At 75.6% G+C, this 22,448-nt stretch carries 15 protein-coding genes and 2 pseudogenes; 14 read left to right on the top strand and 3 right to left on the bottom strand.

The genetic code is table 11. The annotated features are described in order from the left end of the window. Window positions 1–156: 156 nt before the first annotated feature. Entirely contained in the window at window positions 157–906 is a 750-nt protein-coding gene (locus SMD11_RS04075; protein WP_087925114.1) for a nucleotidyltransferase domain-containing protein, read from the bottom strand. 409 nt (window positions 907–1,315) lie between these two features. Between SMD11_RS04075 and SMD11_RS04070 the strand changes: the two genes are divergently transcribed. Beyond that, on the top strand, window positions 1,316–2,425 hold the full coding sequence (locus tag SMD11_RS04070) for an alpha/beta hydrolase (RefSeq protein WP_087925113.1): 1,110 nt from the start codon (window positions 1,316–1,318) through the stop codon (window positions 2,423–2,425). Between the two features lie 110 nt (window positions 2,426–2,535). Here the strand turns inward: SMD11_RS04070 and SMD11_RS04065 are convergent, their stop codons facing one another. Beyond that, window positions 2,536–4,152 carry an alpha/beta hydrolase gene (locus tag SMD11_RS04065; protein ID WP_087925112.1) on the bottom strand — a complete coding sequence of 539 codons (1,617 nt, stop codon included), beginning with the start codon at window positions 4,150–4,152 and terminating at the stop codon, window positions 2,536–2,538. 98 nt (window positions 4,153–4,250) lie between these two features. Between SMD11_RS04065 and SMD11_RS04060 the strand changes: the two genes are divergently transcribed. The 12 genes and pseudogenes from SMD11_RS04060 to SMD11_RS04005 all read left to right on the top strand — a co-directional run bounded on the left by SMD11_RS04060 (window position 4,251) and on the right by SMD11_RS04005 (window position 19,079). After that, window positions 4,251–5,510, top strand: coding sequence for an ATP-grasp domain-containing protein (locus tag SMD11_RS04060; RefSeq protein WP_199843792.1), 1,260 nt, complete (start codon window positions 4,251–4,253; stop codon window positions 5,508–5,510). Beyond that, window positions 5,507–6,388 (top strand): Rossmann-like domain-containing protein, encoded by an 882-nt coding sequence (locus SMD11_RS04055; protein WP_087925111.1) that lies wholly within the window; start codon window positions 5,507–5,509, stop codon window positions 6,386–6,388. The genes SMD11_RS04060 and SMD11_RS04055 overlap by 4 nt, the downstream gene beginning before the upstream one ends. Next, window positions 6,385–7,533, top strand: a pseudogene (locus SMD11_RS04050) (PLP-dependent cysteine synthase family protein); the annotation flags it as partial. The gene SMD11_RS04055 and the pseudogene SMD11_RS04050, both read left to right, overlap by 4 nt. A gap of 557 nt (window positions 7,534–8,090) precedes the next feature. After that, window positions 8,091–9,202 (top strand): annotated as a pseudogene (locus tag SMD11_RS04045) (enolase C-terminal domain-like protein). Beyond that, window positions 9,199–10,449, top strand: a complete 1,251-nt coding sequence (locus tag SMD11_RS04040; RefSeq protein ID WP_087925110.1) for an MFS transporter — start codon at window positions 9,199–9,201, stop codon at window positions 10,447–10,449. The pseudogene SMD11_RS04045 and the gene SMD11_RS04040 overlap by 4 nt, the downstream one beginning before the upstream one ends. Then, entirely contained in the window at window positions 10,446–11,240 is a 795-nt protein-coding gene (locus SMD11_RS04035) for a class I SAM-dependent DNA methyltransferase (protein ID WP_087925109.1), read from the top strand. The genes SMD11_RS04040 and SMD11_RS04035 overlap by 4 nt, the downstream gene beginning before the upstream one ends. 390 nt (window positions 11,241–11,630) lie before the next feature. Beyond that, a complete protein-coding gene (locus SMD11_RS04030; RefSeq protein WP_087925108.1) occupies window positions 11,631–13,184 on the top strand; it encodes an ABC transporter substrate-binding protein in 1,554 nt (517 codons plus the stop codon). Further along, on the top strand, window positions 13,181–14,125 hold the full coding sequence (locus SMD11_RS04025) for an ABC transporter permease (RefSeq protein ID WP_418952406.1): 945 nt from the start codon (window positions 13,181–13,183) through the stop codon (window positions 14,123–14,125). Before SMD11_RS04030 ends, SMD11_RS04025 begins: the two co-directional genes overlap by 4 nt. A gap of 50 nt (window positions 14,126–14,175) precedes the next feature. Continuing rightward, the gene (locus tag SMD11_RS04020) at window positions 14,176–14,988 is read left to right on the top strand and encodes an ABC transporter permease subunit (RefSeq protein WP_418952405.1); all 813 of its coding nucleotides are present in this window, start codon (window positions 14,176–14,178) and stop codon (window positions 14,986–14,988) included. A gap of 71 nt (window positions 14,989–15,059) precedes the next feature. After that, entirely contained in the window at window positions 15,060–17,441 is a 2,382-nt protein-coding gene (locus SMD11_RS35275) for an ATP-binding cassette domain-containing protein (protein WP_234366343.1), read from the top strand. Window positions 17,442–17,524: 83 nt separating this feature from the next. Continuing rightward, window positions 17,525–18,091: a hypothetical protein gene (locus tag SMD11_RS04010; RefSeq protein ID WP_087925106.1), complete on the top strand. Its 567-nt coding sequence runs from the start codon at window positions 17,525–17,527 to the stop codon at window positions 18,089–18,091. A 295-nt stretch (window positions 18,092–18,386) separates the two neighbouring features. After that, a complete protein-coding gene (locus tag SMD11_RS04005; protein WP_234365881.1) occupies window positions 18,387–19,079 on the top strand; it encodes a PAS domain-containing protein in 693 nt (230 codons plus the stop codon). Here the strand turns inward: SMD11_RS04005 and SMD11_RS04000 are convergent. Beyond that, window positions 19,013–19,720, bottom strand: coding sequence for a (2Fe-2S)-binding protein (locus SMD11_RS04000; protein WP_087925104.1), 708 nt, complete (start codon window positions 19,718–19,720; stop codon window positions 19,013–19,015). The two genes, SMD11_RS04005 and SMD11_RS04000, sit on opposite strands and share 67 nt — an antisense overlap. Before the next feature lie 378 nt (window positions 19,721–20,098). Here SMD11_RS04000 and SMD11_RS03995 point away from each other — a divergent pair, with 378 nt between their 5' ends. Beyond that, entirely contained in the window at window positions 20,099–22,384 is a 2,286-nt protein-coding gene (locus tag SMD11_RS03995; RefSeq protein WP_087930272.1) for a GH92 family glycosyl hydrolase, read from the top strand. The last annotated feature ends 64 nt before the right edge of the window (window positions 22,385–22,448 follow it).

The raw sequence follows: 22,448 nt of genomic DNA, 5'->3' as shown, positions 1-22,448 counted from the left end.
GAGCGCCGCGCCACTCGGCGGGGCGCGGGACGTCTTCCCTGGTGGCCCGCTGGTGGCCCGCGCCCGTGGGACGGCTGCCGGGCGCGGGCGGCGAGGCCCGCGAACGCCGCCGCCGGCCGGCAGGGCACTCCGCCGGCCCGCCTCGCCTCCCGGGGCTCACGCGGCGGCCGCGAACAGCTCCCCGGCCTCGGCGATGGCCCGTGCCAGTGCCTCCGGCTCCGGCCGCAGGCCGGCCACGAGCGTGTCGACGGTCCGGAGACCGGCCCGCTCCAGGAGCCGTTTCTCGTTGGTGGTCCACTCGCCGCGCGCCGCCAGCACCGCGTGCGCCGTCTCCATGGCGGCGATCGCCAGCGCGCCCGCGACCTCGGCCGCCCGGCCGCGCCGGGCGTACGCGCCCTCGGCGTAGCGCAGCGTCATGGCCGCCCGGTCCCGCCACACCGGCGGGGCCGCCTCGCGCAAGGCCCGCGGGTACTCGGGTCGCGGCAGGGAGCCGCGCAGCACCCGGCTGAGGGCGAGCTCGGCGACCAGCAGATAGCTGGGGACGCCCGCGAGGTGGAACATCAGGGGCTCCCAGCGGAAGCGGCCCCGCCGGGCCTCGGCGAGCTCGTGGCCGACCACGTCGAGGTCGCGGTAGTGGACGTCGACCCGCCGGCCGTCGACCGTGAGCCAGGCCCCGCCGTTGAAGACGCCGCCGCCCCAGTCGCCGATCCCGGAGACCTCGCCCGCCCAGCCGAGGGCACGCAGGTCGGCCGGGCGGAAATCGCCCCGGTAGTACACGGCCAGGTCCCAGTCGCTGTCGGGGGAGTGGGTGCTCTGGGCGCGCGAGCCGCCGAGGGTGACGGCGCGGACGGCGGGCAGGTCAGCGAGCCGGCCGGCGACGTGGTCGAGGAAGAGATCGTCTGTCATGGGGATCCGATCGTGAGAAGTGTGCGACGGGCGGCGCGGGCGCACCGGACGGGCGCCGGAGCGGAGGCTCGGACGGCGCCGTGGGGCCGGTGTACCGGGTGTCATCACTTCACGGCGCCGACCCTACCGTTCCCCTCGCCGCCGGGCGGAGCGATTTTTCCGGCCGTGCCGGAGCCCCTCGGGGCCGTGCCGGACCGGACGCCCGCTGCGGCCCGGGCGGGGACGCCGGTGTCCGGAGGGCTCCCCCGGCCGTACCCCCGGGGGGTGGCGATTCCCGGTCCGGCATTTCCGTAGGATTGCGGCGCAGATCATGGCCCGGGGGCGGAACCTCCGGAGCCCTTCGTCCCTCCATAGGGGCGGAAACACACGGTCATGTCCTTCGGGGCAGAGGAATGTCCGGAGCGACGTGATGACGCAAGCCAGCAACGGGACCTATCAGGCGCAGGGGTATATCCGCGCCCGCCGCGCCAAGAGATGGACGCTCGTGGTGGTGTGCATAGCCGTGGTCGGCCTGATAACCGCCGGCGTGCTCAATTACCTCAAGATCGGCCCGTTCTCCGACAAGGGTGAACCGGTCAGCTTCGGCCAGGACCAGGCCTCCGGCAAGGGCGGCGGCCAGGCGGGCGGCACGGACGGCGCGGCGGCCCCGGACTCCAAGATCCTCATGCCCACCGGGCCCCAGGCCGACTTCAAGAACGCCGACACCCTCGGGGACGGTACGCACATCGCCGTCACCACCCTGGAGGGCAAGAAGTCCGGATTCACGGGCAAGGTGTGGGTCTGGGCGCCCAAGGAATACAAGGACCCGAAGTTCAAGGACCACGGCTTCCCGGTCCTGATCGCCCTGCCCGGTGGCCCCGGATTCCCGAACAACTACTGGATGGGCACCAACCTCAAGCTCCAGTCGTCCATCTCCAAGTGGTACGCGGAGGGCAAGAGCAAGCCGTTCCTGCTGGCCATGCCGGTGCTCAACCCCAAGAACAACGGAACGTACTGGGACGGCAGCGACATCCCCGGCCAGCCGAGGATGGGCACCTGGCTGACCGAGGACGTCCCGGACCTGATGAAGGCCAATTTCCGCACGATCAAGTCGCGGGACGGCTGGGCGTTCATGGGCTCCTCCTCCGGCGGTTTCGCCGGGATGAAGGCCGTGCTGAAGCACCCGGACAAGTTCAAGGCGGCGATCGCCTCCGGCCCGGACTTCTACCCGGACTCCCCGCTGTGGAAGGGCCACCCCAAGGAGCGGGACGAGAACGACCCCAAGCTGCTGGCGAAGGACCTGATCGCCCGCAAGGGCCCCGACGTCTACATCGCCTTCCAGTACGGCACGCGGGAGGACCCCATCACCATCGAGGGGGTCAAGCACTTCGTGAAGGAATTCGGGAACGGTCCGGTGCACACCACGGTCAAGGAGATACCGGGCGGGAAGCACGACGCCGCCACGTATGTGCCGAGCATGGGGCAGGGGCCGATCCAGTTCATCAGCGAACAGCTCTCGGATCCGATTCCGGCGTCCTGACGGACGCGCGGGGCGGGGCGGACCTTTCCGGTCCGCCCCGCCCCTTTTTGTGACCTGGGTGTCGCTTCCGGGGTGGGGTGCCGCTGCGCGGGGCCGGGGAGAAACCCCCGTCAGACCCCCGGCAACCCCGCCCCCACGCACCGCACATCCCCTTCCGGCACCGCCCCGTCCACCAGATACGCCCCCACCGCCCCGTCCACGCACCCGTTGCCCCGGCTCGCGAAGACGCCGTGCGAGTAGTCGTTCTCCAGGGTCACCAGGCGGGAGCCGGGAAGCTCGCGGCGCAGCCGGTGCGCGCCCTCGACGGGCGTGACCGGATCGTGCGCGGACGCGACGAGGAGGACCGGCGGCGCGGCGGGGGAGCCGAGCGCCGTGCGGTGGGCCGGCCGGTGGTGCCAGTACGCGCAGGCCGACGCCTCGATGCCGGTGAGGACCGGCAGCGGGTCGAGCCGCCGCAGCCCCCGGATGCCGGCCGTGACCCGCGCGGGGCTCGGGCCGGGGCCGTCCGCGCACTTCACGACGCGGTTCGCGGCCTCGTAGTTGCGGGATGCGGGGCCGTCGAACGGCGCGGCGGGCCGTAGCCCGTCGACCGAGCCGTCCCGCAGATACGCGCCCAGGGCCTCGCCGAGCGGCGCCCACCGCTCCGTACGGCCCAGCGCCCGGTACACCGCCCGGTCGAACTCCGCCGGGCCGAAGCCGCCGGCCGGGCGCGCCGCCAGCCCGGCGCGCACCCGCTCGTACGCGGATCGCACCTCGCGCGCGTCGCTCCCGAGCCCGAACCGCCCGTCGTGGGCGGCGAGCCAGCCGAACAGGGTGTCGCGCTGCCGCAGCATGGCCCGCGCCTGGACGAGGTCGAAGTCGTACCAGTCCGTGGGGCCGACGACGCTGTCCAGGACCATCCGGCCCGTACGGTGCGGGAAGCGGGCCGCGTACGCCGCGCCGAGGTAACTGCCGTAGGAGACGCCGAGGAAGCCGAGGCGCGGTTCACCGAGCGCGGCGCGGATCGCGTCCATGTCCTCGGCCGTGGCCCCGGTCGACAGGTGGGGGAGCGCCGCGCCGGCACCGGCCGCGCAGTCGTCGGCGAGGCGGCGCAGCGCCGTGTCCCGCGCCCGTTCGGCGGCCCGGTCCCGGGGCACGGGGTCCGCCGCCGGTGCCGCGAAGAGCCCGCCCATCGGGCCGCAGCCGACCGGGGCGCTGCGGCCGACGCCGCGTGGGTCGAATCCGATGACGTCGTAGGCGCGGCGTACCCGTTCGGGGAGTTTGGCGCGCTTGGTCACGGCGTAGGCCAGGCCGGATCCGCCGGGCCCGCCGGGGTTGACGAGCAGGATGCCGCGGCGTTCGGCGGGTGTGCCGGTGGCGCGGACGCGTGAGACCGCGATGTCCAGGCGCGGCCCGTCGGGGCGGCTCCGGTCGAGCGGCACGCTCAGCGATCCGCACTCGACGCGGGCGGGCGCGGGCGGGGCGGGCACCCCGGCGGGGCAGGCGCCGAACTCCAGCGACGCGGAAGGTGATCGGGGCGGCGCGGCCGCATGGGCCGGGGCGGCGGGGGAGAGGGCGGCGGTCGCCGCCAGGAGGGAGCAGAAGGCGGCGGTGGTGCGGGTGAGGGGGCCGGCCGGGGGGTTCGGGCGGGTCGAGCGGCGCACGGGTCTCGCAATCGGGAGGAGGGGCTGGAGGTAAGGGGTGTGACGGCTGAGGCTGACGAGACAGCAGATGACAATGACAACCATTACCGATAGCGTGTGCACGGTCAAGACGGGCCGAGCCGCCCCGAGGGCCTCCGCCGGCATGCCCGCGCCCCTCGACACCGCCACGGAAAAGGAGAGTTGTGGGACATCTGCTGATGGTCGAGAGCTGGGTCGGGGCGATGAGCAGACTGCTGCCCCGGGCGATCCGCGAGGGCGGGCACGAATTCACCTTCCTCACCCGCGACCTCCACCACTACCTGCGATCCGCCCCCGAGGGCACCGCTCACCCCCTGCTGGGCGCGCGCAACGTCCTCACCGCCGACACCAACGACCTCGCCACGCTGCTGCCGTACATCGAGCGACTGCACCGGACCCTGCGCTTCGACGGCGTCGTCACCTCCTGCGACTACTACCTCCCCACCGTCGCCCGGCTCGCCGCCGCCCTCGGGCTGCCCGGCCCGGAGGCCGCCGCCGTCACCGACGCCTGCCGCAAGGACGCCACCCGCCGCGTCCTCGGACGCGCCGGTGTCCCCGGACCCCGCTACGCCGTCTGCCCGGACCTGGCCGCCGCCACCGAGGCCGCCCGCACCCTCGGCTACCCGCTCGTGTTCAAGCCCGTCGACCTCTGCGCCGGGATGTACGTACGCGAGGTCGCCGACGAGAAGGAGCTCGCCGCCGCCCACCGGGCGCTCGCCGGCTTCCCCGTCAACGCCCGCGGCCAGCGGCGCGAGCCCGCGGTCCTCCTCGAAGAGCTCCTGCACGGTCCCGAGGTCAGCGTCGAGACCGTGTCGTACGGCGGTGTCACGCGGGTCGTGGGCGTCACCGACAAGAGCGTGGGCGGCGCCCCCGCCTTCGTCGAGACCGGGCACATGTTCCCCGCCGCCCTCCCCGAGGCGCAGCGGGCGGCCGCCGCCGGCACCGCCGTACGCGCGCTCGCCGCGCTCGGCCTCGACGGGCTCGTCGCCCACACCGAGATCAAGCTCACCCCCGACGGCCCGCGCGTCGTCGAGGTCAACCCCCGCCCCGCCGGCAACCGGATCACCGAACTCGTCCGCCACGTCACCGGCGTCGACCTCGCCGCCGCCTGCGTGGACGTCGCCCTCGGCCGCACACCGGACCTCGCCGTCCGCGACACCGGGGTGCGCAGCGCCGCCGTCGGCTTCCTCATACCCGAGGAGACGGGCACGCTGGAGCGCATAGAAGGGGCCGAGACGCTCACCGGCGCGCCCGGCGTCCTCGAAGCCCGCCTCGCCGAGCCCGGCACCGCCGTCAAGGCCTCCGGCAGCAACAACGACTACCTCGGCCACGTCATGGCGGCCGACCGCGACGGCCCCGGCGCGCGGGAGCGCGTCGAACGGCTCCTCGCCGGCCTCCGCCCCCGGACGGCGGTGCGCCCGTGACCCCCACCGCCCCGCTCACCCGGGCCGCCTCCCTCCCCGATCTCGAACAGCGCGTCCGTGACGGCGGGTTCGGGCCCGCGCCCGAAGACCTGCGGATCTCCGTCGCCTTCACCACCACCCAGGCCGTACGCCACGAAGGCCGCGGCGGCGGCTACCGGAACGAGGTGCTCAGCCTCCGCCTCGGCGAGGCGGTCGGCTCCTGCGCCGTCGAACCGGGCACCCTGCCCCCCACCACGGTCGAGGACTGCGCCGGCGCGCCCGTAGCCCGCCTCCTCGCGCACCCCGCCACGGCCGTGCGCACCGCCGCCCTCGACGCCTACCTGATGCACGTCACCCCGCACACCGCCGACCACGGGGCACACCCCTGGCCGCTGCCCGCCGGCAGCTCGCTGCACAAGTCCCGGGCACGGGCGCGCGGTGTCGTCGACCTGCTGCGCGCCGCCCCCGGGCAGCGCGTCCTCGTCGTCGGCGTCGTCAACTCCCTGCTGGAGGCGCTGCGTGCGCGCGGCCTCGACTACGTGCCGTGCGACCTCAAGGGCGGCACCACCGAGTGGGGCGAGACCGTCCGCACCGACGCGCTCGCCGCACTCGACGGCTGCGACGCCGTGCTCGCCTCCGGGATGACCCTCGGCAACGGCACGTTCGAGCCCCTGCGCGAGCACGCCGTCCGGAACGGCAAGCAACTGGTGATGTTCGCCCAGACCGGCAGCGCGATCCTGCCGCGACTGCTCGGCGCCGGCGTCGACGCCGTGTGCGCGGAACCGTACCCCTTCTTCTGGCTGGACGGCGGCCCCGGCGTCATCCACCGCTACGGAGCCGGCTCCGGCCGGGGCGCCACGCGCCCGTACGGGCGGCCCGCCGCGGGAGGCACCGTATGAGCCGTACCCCGCGCCCCCGGCCGGGCCGCACCGCGAACCGTCCGGCGCACCGGCACACCGGCCACTCCTCCCCGCCCGCCGCCCCCTGGGCTCCCCGGGCCCCGCGCGCCAACCGCGAACTCCTCGGCCTCCTCGGCCGCACGCCCCTCGCCCGCATCACCGCTGACCTCCCCTGTCCCCACCCGGGCTTCTGGGCCAAGCTCGAAGGACTCGGCGCCGGTGGGATGAAGGCCCGCGCCGCCGTGTCCATGCTCATGGGCGCCGAGGAGCGCGGCGAGCTCCTCCCGGGCGCCCCCGTCGTCGAGTCCACCTCCGGCACCCTCGGCGTCGGCCTGGCCTTCGCCGGGCAGGCACTCGGCCACCCCGTCGTCCTCGTCGGCGACACCGGCCTGGAGCCCGCCATGCGACAGCTCCTGCGCTCGTACGGCGCCCGCCTCGACATCGTCGACCGGCCGGACGCCGAGGGCGGCTGGCAGGCGGCCCGGCTGCGACGGCTGCGCGAGCTGCTGGCGGAGCACCCGGACGCGTACTGGCCCGATCAGTACAACAACCCCGACAACGTGGCCGGTTACGCCTCCCTCGCCGCGGAGCTCGCCGGCGCGCTCGACCACCTCGACGTCCTCGTGTGCAGCGTCGGCACGGGCGGCCACAGCGCCGGCATCGCCGGGCCGCTGCGCCGCCACTGGCCCCGGCTGCGGATCGTCGGCGTCGACGCCACCGGCTCCACCATCTTCGGCCAGCCCGCCCGGCCCCGGCTGATGCGCGGCCTCGGCAGCAGCATCCACCCGCGCAACGTCGCCTACGACGCCTTCGACGAGGTCCACTGGGTCGGCCCCGCCGAGGCGGCGGGCGCCTGCCGGCGCCTGGCCCGGCAGAACTTCGTCAGCGGCGGCTGGAGCACGGGCGCCGCCGCCCTCGTCGCGGCCTGGGCCGCCCGCGTGCACCCCGGCGCCGTCGTCGCCACCGTCTTCCCCGACGGCCCGCACCGCTACCTCGGCACGCTCTTCGACGACGACTTCACCACCGCCCACGGCCTCGACCTCACGACCGCCGCCACCCGCCCCGTGGAGATCCCCCACCCCCGGGCGGCGGAAGCGGTCGGGTGGGCACGGTGCGCGACGGTCGTGGACCCGCTGAACCGCCGCCCGGTCGCGGCCGGGTGCGCCGCGACCGGCTCTCCGGTCGGCGCTTGCGCTGTCCCGGAGGCGCGGCCGGGCCCGGATGTACGGAGCGTCCGGGAGACGCGGATCGTTCCGGAGACACGGCCCGGCCTGGATGTACGGACCGTCCCGAAGACAGAGCCCGGTCCGGAGACGCGACCCGTACTGGAGACGCGGATCGTTCCGGAGACACGGCCGGTCCCGGATGTACGGACCGCCCTGAAGACAGAGCCCGGTCCGGAGACGCGATCCGTACTGGAGACGCGGATCGTCCCGGACGTGCGGACCGTCCCGGGTGCGTTGCCCGGCCCGGACACACGGACCGGCCCGGAAGCTCGGCCTGGCCTGGAAACGCGGCCCGGCCCGGATGCGTGGCCCGTCGGGGAGACGCGGCCCGGCCCGGATCTACGGCCTGACCCGTATGCGCCGACCGTCCCGGACGCGCGGACCGTCCTGGAGGCGCGACCCCTCCCGGATGTACAGCCCGTCCCGGACGCACGGACCCGCCCGGACGGGGCGGCGCCCGCCGCCGGAGGTGCCGCGTGAAGACCACCCTGCACACCACCCGGCTGCGGCTCGCCGAACCCTTCCGGATCTCACGGGCCGTCATGGACGCCCGGGACGCCGTCCGGCTGTCCGTCGAGCACGGCGGCCTGAGCGGTCACGGCGAGGTCGTCGCCAGCGTGTACTACGGGCTCGACACCGCCACGATACGGCGGCTGCTCGGCGTCGCCGCCCGGGTCCTCGGCCGGTTCGCCACGCCCGAGAGCGCCCTCGACGCCCAGCGGGAACGCAGGCTCCTGCCCGCGAGCACGCCCCCGGGCGTCGCCGCCGCCGTCGACGCGGCCCTCCTCGACCTCGTCGGCAAGCGGGCCGGCACACCCGTGCACGCGCTCCTCGGCACCACCGCCCCGCCCGCCGCGCCGACGGCCCGCACCCTCGGCATCATGTCCCCCGTCCAGGCGGCCCTCCGCGCCCGCGCTCTCGCCGACAGCGGGTTCACCGTCCTCAAGGTCAAGGGCGGGTCCCCCGACCCGAGGACGACCTCGCCCGCGTCCGGGCGGTCCGCGAGGCCGCCCCGCACGCCGCGCTGCTCCTCGACCCCAACGGCGCCTGGAGCGCCGGTCAGGCGCGCGCACTCCTGCCGCGCTTCGCCGAACTCGGCGTCGAGGCCGTCGAACAGCCCACCGTCCCCGGCGACCCCGAGGCCCTGGCCCGGCTCGCCGAGGGCTCCCCGCTGCCCGTCATCGCCGACGAGGACGCCGTCGGCCCCGAGGACGTCCGCCGCCTGGCCGGACGCGTGCACGGGATCAACGTCAAGCTCGCCAAGTGCGGCGGCGTCCACGCCGCCCTGCGCATCGCCGAGTCGCTCCGGGGCAGCGGCACCGCCCTCATGCTCGGCTGCCTGACGGCCAGTTCGCTGGGGCTCGCCCCGGCCGTGCACCTCGCCGACCGGGCCCGCTGGGTCGACCTCGACGGCCACCTCCTCCTCGCCCACGACCCCTGGGAGGGCATCGGCGGCACCGACGGCACCGTACGCGCGAGCGACCGCGCCGGCCTGGGCGTACGCCCGAGACCCGAGCCCGCTCCGACGCCCACGCGGGCGGCCCACGCCCCGGACAAGTCCCCCGCCCGAGAAGAGTCCGCACCATGAAGACATGGCGTGAGATACGCGGCTTCCCGCCCGCGATCCGCCTCCTGCTCGTCAACCAGCTCGGCGTCAACACCGGCTTCTACCTGCTCATCCCCTACCTCGCCACCCACCTCGGCCAGGACCTCGGCATGTCCGCCGCCGTCGTCGGCATCGTCCTCGGCGTCCGCAACCTCAGCCAGCAGGGCCTGTTCATCCTCGGCGGCTCGGCCGCGGACCGGCTCGGCGCCCGCGGCGTGATCATCGCCGGCTGCGCGCTGCGCACGGTCGGCTTCGCCCTCTTCGCCCTCGGCGACGGCCTGCCCGTCCTGCTCGCCGCGTCCGTCCTCAGCGGCCTCGCGGGAGCCCTGTTCAACCCGGCCGTACGCGCCTACCTGGCCCGGGAGGCGGGCGACCGCAAGGCCGAGGCGTTCGCCCTGTTCAACGTCTTCGCGACGACCGGCGCCCTGGTCGGCCCGCTCCTCGGCAGCGCCCTGCTGTTCGTCGACTTCCGGCTCTCCGCGCTCACCGCCGCCGGCGTCTTCGCCGTCCTCACGGTCGCCCAGGCCCTCGTCCTGCCGGCAGGCGAGGCCACCCCGAGCGGCGGCACCGTGCTCGCCGACTGGCGGGAGGTCGTCTCCCACCGCGCCTTCCTCGCCTTCGCCCTCGCCATGGTCGGCATGTTCACCATGGAGAACCAGCTCTACCTCCTGCTCCCCGACGGCGCCCGCCGGGCCACCGGCTGGGACGGCGCGGCGGGACTCGTCTTCCTCGTCGGCACCCTCGCCAACCTGACCCTCCAACTGCGCATCACCACCGCCCTCAAGAACCGGCGCACCCGCGCGGTGTGGATCAGTGCCGGACTCGCCCTGATGGCCCTCGCGTTCGTCCCGCCCATGGCCGTCGCCGGGGCCTCCGCGCCCGACGGCCCGGTCCGGGCCGCCCTCGGCCTGCTGCCGGTGCTCGCCGGGGCCCTCCTGCTCTACCTGGGCGTGATGGTGGCGCAGCCGTTCGTGATGGAGCTCGTCCCCGAATTCGGCAGGCCCGAGCTCACCGGCACCTACTTCGGCGTCTTCTACGTCGTCTCCGGCATCGCCGCGGCCGTCGGGAACACGGTCGTCGGCTGGGCCATGGACGCGGGCGGCGACCGGGCGGCCTGGCTGCCGTGGGCCTGCTGCCTCGCCCTGGGCCTGATGTCGGCCGCGGCCGTCGCCAGGCTGCACCGGACGCGGGCCCTGCCCGAACGCCTGCCGGCGGAGGCGGCCCGATGACCGGCGAGAACCTCCTCACCGACAACCCGGCCCTGTACGAGGCCCGGTTCCCCGACCCCGGGCACCTCGCCGCCCGCTGGGCGGACGCCTGCCTCACCGCGCACGGGGCGGGTCCCCGCGTCCTGGACCTCGGCTGCGGGACCGGCCGCGACGCCGCGTGGCTGCACCGCGCGGGCCGCGACGTCACCGGCGCCGACCTCTCCGGACCGATGCTCGCCCACGCCCGCGCCCACCACCCCGGGCCTGCCTACGTCCGCGCCGACCTGCGCGGCTTCGACCTGCCCGGACCGGCGTTCGACGCCGTCGTCTGCCTCGACAGCGCCCTGCTGTACTGCCACACGAACGAGGACCTGGACGGCCTGCTGTCCTCCTGCCGCCGCGCCCTGCGGCCCGGCGGGCTGCTCGTCGCGGAGATGCGCAACGGGGCGTTCTTCCTGGGCAGTACGGAGCTGCTGGACGCGCCGTCGTCCGGCGGGTTCGCCTGGGAGGGCACGACGTACACGTACGTCACCACGCTGACCGTGGACCGCGCCGCACAGTTGCTGCGCCGCCGGCGCGTGTGGACCTCGGACGACGGGGCGGCACCGGTGGAACAGGAGTCCGCGTGGCGGCTGCTGTTCCCGCAGGAACTCCGCCACGCGCTGGCCGCGCACGGCTTCGAGGTGCTGGCCCTGCACGACGGGCCGGGGCCGCGGACGTCGCCGGCGTGGGCGGGGGAGGGTGTGCCGGTGGGGCCGGGGCGGGCGGACGGGGACCGGCTGCATGTGGTGGCCAGGGTGGTGGGCGACTGAGGGAGTTTTCCCCAGCCCCGCCCCTTCCCGGAACTGGGGGCGAGCCCCCGGACCCCCGGCTGCGGGGCTCTCCCCCCCCGGGCCCCGATTCCGCGCTGCCGCGCGGTGGCCTCAAACTCCCCCAGCTACCGCTGGGAGGTGCCCCCAGCCGGGCTGGATTTGCCCTCTGTCCGTGGCTGGCTTTCCGCCCGGTTCCGGGCAACCACTCAGCCCGTCCGGCGTTTGAGGACCGGGGTCCGGGGCGGAGCCCCGGTATCGGGAAGGGGCGGGGTGGGGACAAGGCCCCACGCAGCGGCCCCCCACCCACCCCCACCTGCCACATCCACATCCGCACCCGCACCCGCACCCGCGCCCGCGCCCCCCACCCCCACCCCACGAACAAGGAGCGCCATGCACCCCACCCCCCGCCGCACCTTCCTCACCGCCGCCGGCGCCGGCATAGCCACCCTCACCCTCGCCGCCTGCGGCCCCGGCACCGGCCCCTCACCCGCAGACGACAAGGGCAAGCCGAAACGCGGCGGCCGCCTCCGCGCCGCCTTCGCCGGCGGCGGCGCCGCCGAGACCCTCGACCCGCACCTCAGCAACCTCTTCGCCGACGCCGCCCGCGCCAAGGCCCTCTTCGACAAGCTCGCCGACTACGGCTCCGACATGACCCCGCGCCCCCGCCTGGCCGAGCGCTGGGAAGCGGCCGGCCCCGGGCTCGACCGGTGGACCGTCACCCTTCGCGAGGCCACCTTCCACGACGGCAGGCCCGTCACCGCCGAGGACGTCCTCTTCAGCTACCGCCGCATCGCCGACCCCAAGAAGGCGTTCCGGGCCAAGGCCTCCCTGGAGCCCATCGACCTCGACGCGAGCCGTGCCACCGGCCCCCGCACCGTCGAGTTCCGGCTCAAGCGGCCCACCGCCGAATTCCCCAACGTCCTGGCCGCGTTCGGCGCGTACATCGTCCCCAAGGGCGCCGAGCGCTTCGACAAGCCGGTCGGCTCGGGGCCCTTCCGCTTCGTGTCCTTCACGCCCGGCCGCTCCGCGCGCTTCCGCCGCAACGACGCCTACTGGGACGGCGCGCCCCACCTCGACGAACTCGAATTCGTCGTCGCCAACGAGGAGTCCGCGCGCGTCGGCGCCCTCCTCGGCGGCCAGGTCGACTACGCGCACGAGCTCAACCCCACCACCGCCCGGGCCCACGAGGGCAAGGGCCGGATCGAGATCGTACGGCTGCGCAACAGCGCCATGCAGGGCTTCGCCATGAAGACCGACAGGGCACCGTTCGACGACCCGCGCGTCCGCGAGGCGTTCTTCCTCATCGCCGACCGCAAGGAGCTCGTCGACGGCGCGCTGTCCGGCGCCGGGGAGATCGGCAACGACCTCTTCGGCAAGGGCTACGCCCACTACGCCGCCGGCCTGCCCCAGCGCACGCAGGACCTCGACCGCGCCCGCCACCTCCTCAAGGCGGCCGGCGCCGACGACCTCCGCGTCACCCTCGACACCTCGCCCGTCGCGGCCGGATTCACCGAGGCCGCCGGCATCTTCCGCGACCAGGCGAGGAAGGCGGGCGTCACCGTCGAGGTGCGCACCGGCAACAAGGACAGCTACTGGAAGGACATCCTCGACTCCGGCACCCTGGCCAGTTACCGCTCCGGCGCCATGCCCATCGAGGCCCACATCTCCCAGCGGCTGCTCACCGGCTCCACCACCAACGCCACCCACTGGCGCCACAAGGACTTCGACGACCTCTACCAGCGCCTCCAGTCCACCAAGGACACCGCCGAACGCGCGGGGCTCTACGAGCGGATGCAGCGCCGGCTGCACACCGAGGGCGGCTTCCTGGTCTGGGGCTTCGCCGACTGGATCGTCGGCACCGGCCGCCGGGTGCGCGGCGTCGCGCGCGACGCCCCCGCCAACACCCTCGACTGGGCCCGCTTCGACACCGTGTGGCTCGCGTGAACCGCTGGATCGCCCGGCGGCTCCTGCTCGGCCTCGCCCAGACGGCCGGCGTCGTCCTGCTCGTCTTCGCGCTCACCGAGGCGCTGCCCGGCGACGCGGCCGTGGCCCTCGCCGGCGACGACCCGGACCCCGCCCGCATCGCCGCGCTCCGCGAGGCCCTGCACCTGGACCGGCCCGCGCACGAACGCCTCGCCGACTGGGCCGCCGGCCTGCTCCACGGCGACCTCGGCGTCTCGCTCGCCTCCGGGCGGCCGGTCACCGACGCCCTCGCCGCCGGGGCCGGGCCGACGCTGCTGCTGGCCGTACTGACCCTCGTCCTCCTGGTGCCCCTCGGCGTCGGGCTGGGCGTGCTGGCCGCCCGGTACGAGGGCGGGCCCGTGGACCGGGCCGTCAGCGCGGTGACGCTCGCGGTGTACGCGATGCCCGAATTCGCCTTCGGTATCCTGCTCGTGACCGTCTTCGCGCTCCGCCTGGCCTGGCTGCCGCCGACCGCCGTCGGCTACGGCACCGACCTGCTCGCCCACCCGGCGGTGCTCGTCCTGCCCGTCCTCGTGCTGCTCTCCCGGCCCGTGTGCTCGCTCGGCAGGCTCGTCCGCGCCGGCATGGCCGAGGCGCTGGCCTCCCCGTACGCCGCGCAGGCCCGCCGGTACGGCGTCCCCGGCGCCCGGGTGCGGTGGGCGCACGCCCTGCCCAACGCCGTGGCCCCGGCCGCCCAGCAGCTCGCGCGGACCGCCGACTGGCTGCTGTGCGGTGTGATCGTGGTGGAGGCGCTGTTCGCGATCCCCGGGCTCGGCACGGTCCTCGTCGACGCGGTCGCCGCCCGGGACGTGCCCGTGGTGCAGGGCCTCGCCGTGGTCTTCGGGCTGGTCGCCGTCGTCCTCAGCCTCGGCGCGGACCTGGTCGCCCGCCGCTTCGCGCCCCGGGCGGGGGTGGCGGCATGAGGGCGGCGGCCCGCACGCCGGGTGTCCTCCGTACGCGGCGTGCCCTCCGCGTGCCGCGCGTGCTCCGCGCCCGGAGCCGGTTCCTGCTCGGCGCGGCCCTCGCCGGTGTGCCGCTGCTGCTCGCGCTGCTGGGCCCGTGGCTCGCGGGCGCGGAGGGCCCGCGCGGTGTGTCGTTCACGGCGGGCGGCGGGCACTGGCTCGGCACCGACTTCGTGGGGCGGGACGTCCGGCGGCAGGTGCTGCTCGGCGGCCGGTCCGTCGTGGCCGTGTCCGTGGCGGCCACGGCGCTCGCCTACGCGGTGGCCCTGCCGCTGGGCCTCGCCGCGGCGCTCACCCGCCGGGCGTGGCTGGAGGAGGCGCTGATGCGCCCGCTGGACGTCCTGCTGGCCGTGCCGTCGCTGCTGCTCCTGCTGCTGGTAGCGGCGGTGTACCGGCCCGGCACGGCGGGACTGGCGGTGCTCGTGGCGCTCGTCAACGTCCCCGACGCCGCCCGGATCGTCCGGGCCAGGGCCGCCGAGGCCGCCGCCCGCCCGGCGGTGGAGGCCCTGCGAGCCCAGGGCGAGACGTGGTGGCGGATGGCCGTGGGCTACGTCGCCCGGTCCATGGTCCGCACGCTCGCCGCCGACGCGGGCGTACGGCTCACCGGTGCGCTGTACCTGGTCGCCACGGCCGCCTTCCTCGGCGTGGGCGTGGAGGCCGACGCCGCGGACTGGGCGGTGATGGTCGACCGCAACCGCACCGGCCTGTCCGTGCAGCCGTGGGCGGTCGTGGTGCCCGCGCTGCTGGTCGTGGCGCTGACGGTCGGCGTGAACCTGCTGTGCGACGCGGGGACGTCGACGGCGCGGAAGGGAGAACGACGGTGAGGGAACAGAGGAGGGGCACCGGCACGGCCGACGCCGTGGCCGTGGCCGGGACCGAGGGCGGCCCCGGCCGCATCGCCTCCGCCGGCACCGACGCCGTGGCCGAAGTCCGGGACCTGCGGGTCGAGATCGGCGGACGGGCCGTCGTCGACGGTGTCGGCCTGACCGCCCGGCCCGGCCGGGTCACGGCGCTCGTCGGCGCGTCCGGGAGCGGCAAGACGACGACCGGCCTCGCCCTGCTGGGGGAGTACCCGGACGGCGCGCGGGTCACGGGTGAGGTACGGGTGGCGGAGGGGCCGGTGGGCTACGTACCGCAGCATCCGGCGTCCGTCCTCAACCCGGCGCGGCGCGTCGGCGCGCTGCTCGCCGACATCGCACGGGCGGGAACGGCGGACCTGCCCCGGCGCGCCCGGCGCGCGGCGCGCCGCGCGCGCGTCCTGGCGGCGCTCGCGGCCGCCCAGCTCCCCGACGGGGAGGAGGTGCTGACCCGCTACCCGCACCAGCTCTCCGGCGGCCAGCAGCAGCGTGTCGTCCTCGCCCAGGCCCTCCTCCTCGGCGCCCGCACCGTCGTCGCCGACGAGCCCACCACGGGTCTGGACGCCCTCACCCGCCGCCGCGTCGCCGGGGAACTCGCCGCCGTGGCCCGCCGGGGCGTCGCCGTCCTCCTGCTCAGCCACGACCTCGATCTGGTCCGCGAACTGGCGGACGAGGTCCTGGTGATGCGCGCCGGCCGCGTGGTCGAGTCGGGCCCGACGGAGGAGCTGTGGCTCAGCCCGCGCCACCCCTGGACCCGCGAACTGCTCGGGACGCCGGACGAACCCACCGCCGGAGCCCAGGGGGAAGGCGAATCCCGCCCGGCCACCGCGCCTGCCCGTGCCGGTGCGGACGACCCTGCTTCCGTCCACGGCGGCGCGGCGGGCCCTGCCTCCGTCGGCGGCTCCACTCCTGCCCGCGGCCGCGCGGCTGCCGCCGTTCCGGCCCGTGGCAGTGTGTCTGCCCCGGCTCCTGCCGTCTGCGGCGTGGCGGTCCCCGCCTCCGCCGGCGGCTCCGCAGGTGGTCCCGCTCCTGTCCGTGGCAGTGCGCTTGCCCCGGTTTCCGCTCCCGGCAGCGTGCCTGCCGGGGGCAGCGTGGACGGCCCTGCCTCCGTCGGTGGCCTCGCAGGTGATCCCGCTTCTGCCCGTGGCCGCGCGGCTGCCGCCGTTCCGGCCCGTGGCAGTGTGTCTGCCCCGGCTCCTGCCGTCTGCGGCGTGGCGGTCCCCGCCTCCGCCGGCGGCTCCGCAGGTGGTCCCGCTCCTGTCCGTGGCAGTGCGCTTGCCCCGGTTTCCGCTCCCGGTAGCGTGCCTGCCGGGGGCAGCGTGGACGGCCCTGCCTCCGTCGGTGGCCTCGCAGGTGATCCCGCTTCTGCCCGCGGCCGCGCGGCTGCCGCCGTTCCGGCCCGTGGCAGTGTGTCTGCCCCGGCTCCTGCCGTCTGCGGCGCGGCGGTCCCCGCCTCCGCCGGCGGCTCCGCAGATGGTCCCGCTCCTTTCCACGGCACTGCGCCTGCCCCGGCTCCCACCCCCGGCAGCGTGCCCGGCCCCGTCCCCGCCCGCGGCACCGCGCCCGGCACCCCACCCGCCCCCGTCCTCGAAGCCCGCGCTGTCACCGCCCGTCACCGGGGCACCCCCGCCCTGCTGCGCGACGCCTCTCTCAGCGTCCGCGCGGGGGAGTGCCTGGCCGTCGTCGGCCGGTCCGGAAGCGGGAAGACCACGCTCGCCCGCTGCCTGGCCGGGCTGCACTCCCGGTACGAGGGCCACGTGTTGCTGGACGGCGCCCCTCTGCCGCGCAGCCTGCGGCAGCGGGACCGCGCGCGGCTGGCCGCCGTGCAGTACGTCTTCCAGGACGCGCGGGCCGCCTTCGACGAGTACCGGCCCGTACTCGACCAGGTCGCCCGCACGGCCGTGCGGCTGCGCGGCGTCGGGCCGGGCGCGGCCGAGGAGGAGGCGGTCGCCGCGCTCGGCCGGGTGGGGCTGACCGAGGAGACGGCGCGCCGGCGGCCCGGCGGGCTCTCCGGGGGTGAGCTCCAGCGCGCCGCCCTGGTCCGCGCGCTGCTGGCCCGGCCCCGGGTGCTGATCTGCGACGAGGTCACCTCCGGCCTCGACTCCGTCACCCGGCGCGGCATCCTGCGCCTGCTCGCGGACCTCGCCCGGGAGCCGGACGGGCCGGCGCTCGTGCTGATCACCCACGACCTGGACACGGCGGCCCTGGCCGACAGGATCGCGGTCCTGGACGCGGGCCGGATCGTCGAACAGGGCCCGGCCACGGAGGTTCTGACGGCTCCGCGGCACGCCTTCACGCGGGCGCTGACAGGCTCGTCCGGAGCCACGACCGACGGTGATCCGGGCCGGGCCGTCGCCCACCACCGGCAGGCCCCGCCGGAAGCAGGCGGTGGCGCGGCCGGGGCGCGCACCCGGCCGTAGCGGGCGCGAGGCCGGGCCGCCGTGCCCCGGAGGGGTGCGGTCGGCGCTTCTCCGGCCCGCACCCGGATATCTAGACTGCTGGCATGGTTTCGGGGGGCTGGGGATGGTTCACGACCGTCGCGTCGATCCTGATCGGCCAGGCCACGGTGGTGACGATGGGCTTCGTCAACAACCGCTCCCAGGCCCGGCGGGAAGCGCTGGCCAGGGTGGCCGACCGGTACAAGACGGTCGCCGAGCGCCGGGAGATGTTCGAGCTGACCCAGCTCGTCGAGGTGAACACCCTGCTGCGGAACGCCGTGACCTCCCTCCACGCCTTCGTCTCGGCGCGGCGGCACTACCGGTCGCGCATCCGGGAGGACCCGGCGGCGCCGCCGGAGACCTACCGGCAGCCGATGCTGGACGCGTCCGCCGCGTCGGACACCGCTCTCGACGCCCTCCGGTCCCAGATCGGCTTCATCCTGGCGGACGACGTCCGGGCGCTGGCCGACGCCGCGGAGAAGGCGCTGACGATGGCCGCGGCGAGCGTGCTGCGCGACGAGGCGGTCGACTCCGGCGCCCTGGGAGCCAGGGCCAACGCCGCGTACGAAGCCCTGTCCGTCCGGCTCCGGGACATCTACGCCACCCGGGAGTCGGCCGTGCCGGCGGCCTAGGTCACCGGTGTCCCGGCCAGGGGTCCGTCACCCGGGCGATCCGCCCGCCCACCCGGGCGGGGGTCCGTGCGACCCGCTCCCGTTCACGGAGCGAGAGGTCACGGAGCGAGAGGTCATGGCCAAGCCGGTCCGCGCGGCGTCCGAACACCTCCGCGCGCCGCCGTCGCCGCTCATCTACATAACTGCACGATTGTGCAGTGGTTGGGGGCGTGACGCTCCCACGCGCGGCCCGACGGGCAAGCAACTGGTCGGGCCCTTGGACGGGCACGGGTACGAGCGAGGGGCCGGTACGAGCGTGGGCAGTGAAGAGTTCATCAGCTGGCGCAACCATTTCCTGCTGCTGCTCGACCGGATCCCGACCCCGATCGCGGTCTGCCGGGCGGACGGCGAGGTCACGGTCGCCAACCCGGCCATGGCCGCGGAGTGGGGCACGGCGCCCGTGCGGCTGCGCGGCCGGAACCTCCACGAGCTCTTCCGGCCCAGGGCGCCCGGCAGGCTCGACCGGCACATCGAGGCGCTGCGGCTGGGCCGCCGGCCCCGGCACCCGATCGAGGTGCGCTGGCTGGTGGGCACGGACGGCGTCGAGCGGGAGGGCGAGCTGCTCGTCGACCCGGTCGGCGACGCGTTCCCGGCCAGCCCGATGCTGCTGGCGGTGCTGCGCGTACGGTCCGAGACCGTGCCCCGCCAGGCCGAGCCGATGGCGGAGGTCAGCGTCGTCGAGGGGCACATCCTGGCGCTGGCGGCGGCCGGGGCCACGACCGCGGCCATCGGCAAGGCCGTCGGCCTGACGGTCGACGGCGTCAACTACCACTTGACCAGGCTCACCCGGCGCTGGCGGGTGCCGAACCGCACCGCGCTGGTGGCCAAGGCCTATGTGCTGGGCGTCCTCTCCACGCGGGAGTGGCCGCCCGCCCCGGCCCCTCAGCGGGCCCGTGGCGCGTGCCGCAGCACGCAGTCGCCGCACATGCCGCCGGGCGGCACCCGGTAGTACAGGCAGCAGGTGGTCCGGACGAAGGACGGGCCACCCGGGCCCCCGGCGCTCAGGGTGCCGGTGCCGCGCAGCACCGGGTCGTCCAGGATCTCCCCGGCCAGGGCCAGTGCGCGGGCGGCCTCCCGCGGCCGGTCCTGTGCGCGGCACCACGTGTGGAGCACCCGCAGCGAACCGGCCAGTGAGGACGCGGCGTTCCCCCACAGCAGCCGCCCCGAGACGGGGACGGCCGCGCGGGTGGCGGTGTGCAGGAGGGCCAGCGGCCCGTGCAGGACCCGCTCGCGGATCAGGCCCGCGGCGTCGTCCGAGGGCGGCAGCGCCTCCGGCCGGGGCAGCCACAGGTCCTCCGGGGCCGTCCGGGCGGGATGCCAGCCGAGCCGCCCGGACGAGAGGTCGGGGACCCGCCCGGTGAGGACGGCCGAGCCGAGGGCGACGGAGAGCAGCCGCCCCGCGATGCCCTGGAAGGCGACGGACGCGGCGACCCGCCGGTCCTCCGTCCCCAGCCGCTCCGACACGGTCGCCACCCGGGCCCGCACCGCCTCCTCGCCGAGCGGAAGGTAGCCGGCGGCGTCCACGGAGCCGGTGTCCTCGGTACGCAGGGCGAAGAAGGGGCCGACCGAGGCGAGTTCGCGAAGGCGCATGGGCGAGTCGTTCCGTTTCGGTGAGGTCGTCGTCCGGCCGGGCCGGGACCCGTGCCCGGGGGACGGGAAGCGGGTCCCCGGCAGCCTCCCACAGGCCCGGGAGGGCACCGCCCCCGGGCGCTGTGAGCCCGGCCACGGACCCGCTGCCGCACGCTGTGCCAGGGCGCGGCGAGGGAGCCCTGGGGCCGCCGTCGCCACACCTGGCGAGCGAGGCATCATGACAGGGAGTCCCCCTCTCGATACCCTCGGCGCTGACAACGATGTCAGATCGGATGACGCGTCATACGAGGGGCGTGGACGATGAGATGCACCGGATGGGCTTCGCACCGAGGTCACCTGCGGCCGCGCGTCGGCGCCGTCGCGCTCGCCCTCGCGGCGATGCTGGGCGGCACCGCGCTCGTACCACCGCCGCCGGCCGCCGCCGCGGCCGAGGTCCCCACGGACCTGGTGAACCCCTTCATCGGCACCCAGAACGAGGGCAACACCTTCCCCGGGGCCGCCGTGCCCTTCGGCATGGTGCAGCTCTCCCCCGACACCGGGCACAGCACCGGCTACGACTACAAGGACCGCCGCATCCGGGGCTTCAGCACCGTCCACCTGTCGGGCGTCGGCTGCCGCATCGGCGGCGACCTGCCCGTGCTGCCCACCACGGGCGACGTGAAGCAGACCGACTACGGACGCTACGCCGCGGACTTCAGCCACACCGACGAGACGGCCCGCCCCGGCTACTACCGCGTCAAGCTGTCCTCCTACGGCGGCGTCACCGCCGAGCTGACGGCGGGCCGCCGCACCGGCCACCAGCGCTACACCTTCCCGGCCACCGACAAGGCCAACGTGCTCCTGAACACCGGGCAGTCGCTGCACCGGACGGTCAGCACCTCCGTCGAGGTCGTGGACTCCCGCACCGTCCGCTCGACGATCACCGGCCGCGGCTTCTGCCAGGACACCCGCCCGTACACCGTGCACACCCTGACCCGCTTCGACCGTCCGTTCGCCGCCTACGGCACCTGGAAGGACGACCAGGTCACCACGGGCTCCAAGACCTCCTCCGGCACCGGCCGCAACGGCGCCTGGGTGCGCTTCGACACCACCCGGGACCGCACCGTCGAGGCGACCACCGCGATCAGCTACGTCGACGCGGCGGGCGCGGCGGGCAACCTGCGCGCGGAGGACAGGGGCTTCGACCGCACGGAGCGGGCCGCGCGCGAGGCCTGGGCGGAGCGCCTGGACGACGTACGGGTCCAGGGCGGGGACCGGACGCTGCGCCGCGTCTTCCACTCCTCGCTCTACCGTGCCTTCCTCTCGCCCAACATCGGCAGCGACGCCGACGGCCGCTACACCGGCTGGGACCAGCGGACGCACCGCGCCGACGGCTTCACCTACTACCAGAACTGGTCGCTGTGGGACACCTACCGCACCCAGGCGCAGCTGCTGGCCCTGCTCGCGCCGCGTGAGGCGCGGGACATGGCGCTGTCGGTGCTGCGGGTCGACACCGACGGCGGCTGGCTGCCCAAGTGGGGCTACGGGACGGTCGAGACGAACATCATGACGGGCGACCCGGTGACCCCGTTCCTCACCACCGCCTACCAGCACGGGCTGCTGAAGGGGCACGAGGAGGAGGCGTACCGGATCCTGCGGAGGAACGCGGACGGCGTGCCGCCGCCCGGCAACCCCGGCGTCGGCCGGGAGGGCAACGCCGAGTACATCCGGGACGGTTACGTCCCCTACCTGCCCGGCCGGCCCAAGCGGAAGCCGGGTGACTCCGACTTCCACCAGGGCGCCTCGGCGACGCTGGAGTACGCGCTCGCCGACGCGGTGCTCGCCGAGATGGCCGAGGGCCTGGGCCACCGCGCCGACGCCGCCCGCTACACGGCCCGGTCGCGGAACTACCGCAAGCTGTACGACGCGAGCACCGGCTTCTTCCGGGCCCGGGGCGCCGACGGCTCCTTCGCCGGGCCGGCCGACCCGGCGAAGAGCGTCGGCTTCCACGAGGGCACCGCCTGGCAGTACCAGTGGCTGGTGCCGCAGGACCTGCCCGGGATGGTGGAGCTGATCGGCGGCCGGGAGGCGGCCAACCGCCGGCTCGACTCCTTCTTCGCCTACGACCGGCTGCTGAAGGACCCGGCGCGGACGGCCCGCGAGGTGTGGGTGCACGGCCCGTACGACTACTACAACGCCGACAAGTACAACCCGCAGAACGAGCCGGACCTCATCGCCCCGTACACCTACCTCTCCACCGGCCGGCCGTGGCAGACCACGGACGTGGTGCACGCGGCGCTCACCCTCTTCACGGACGGGCCCACCGGCATGACCGGCAACGACGACCTGGGCACCATGTCCGCCTGGATGATCTTCTCCGCGATCGGGGTGTACCCGGTGCAGCCCGGCGGGGACACCTGGGGGCTGAGTACCCCGGTGTTCGACCGGGTCGACCTGCGGCTGGACCGGGACTGGTACCCGAACGGGCGCTTCACGGTGACGGCGCCGGGCACCTCGGCCACCGCCCGCTACATCCGGTCGGCCCGGCTCGACGGTTCCCCGTACGGGCGTACGTTCCTGACGACGGAGCAGCTGACGGAGGGCCGGCGCCTGGACTTCACCGTCGGTGACTCCCCGTCGGACTGGGGCACCGGCCGCCGGGACGCGGCGCCCGCCATCGGCTGAACCGGCGGGCCCGGCGCGGGGCGGCGGCTTCCGTCGCCGCCCCCGCTCCGCCATGATGACCGGC

The sequence above is a fragment of the Streptomyces albireticuli genome (assembly GCF_002192455.1).
Classification (GTDB): domain Bacteria; phylum Actinomycetota; class Actinomycetes; order Streptomycetales; family Streptomycetaceae; genus Streptomyces; species Streptomyces albireticuli_B.
Note: the sequence above shows the minus strand (reverse complement) of the source record. Positions and strands in the feature narration are given on the sequence as shown.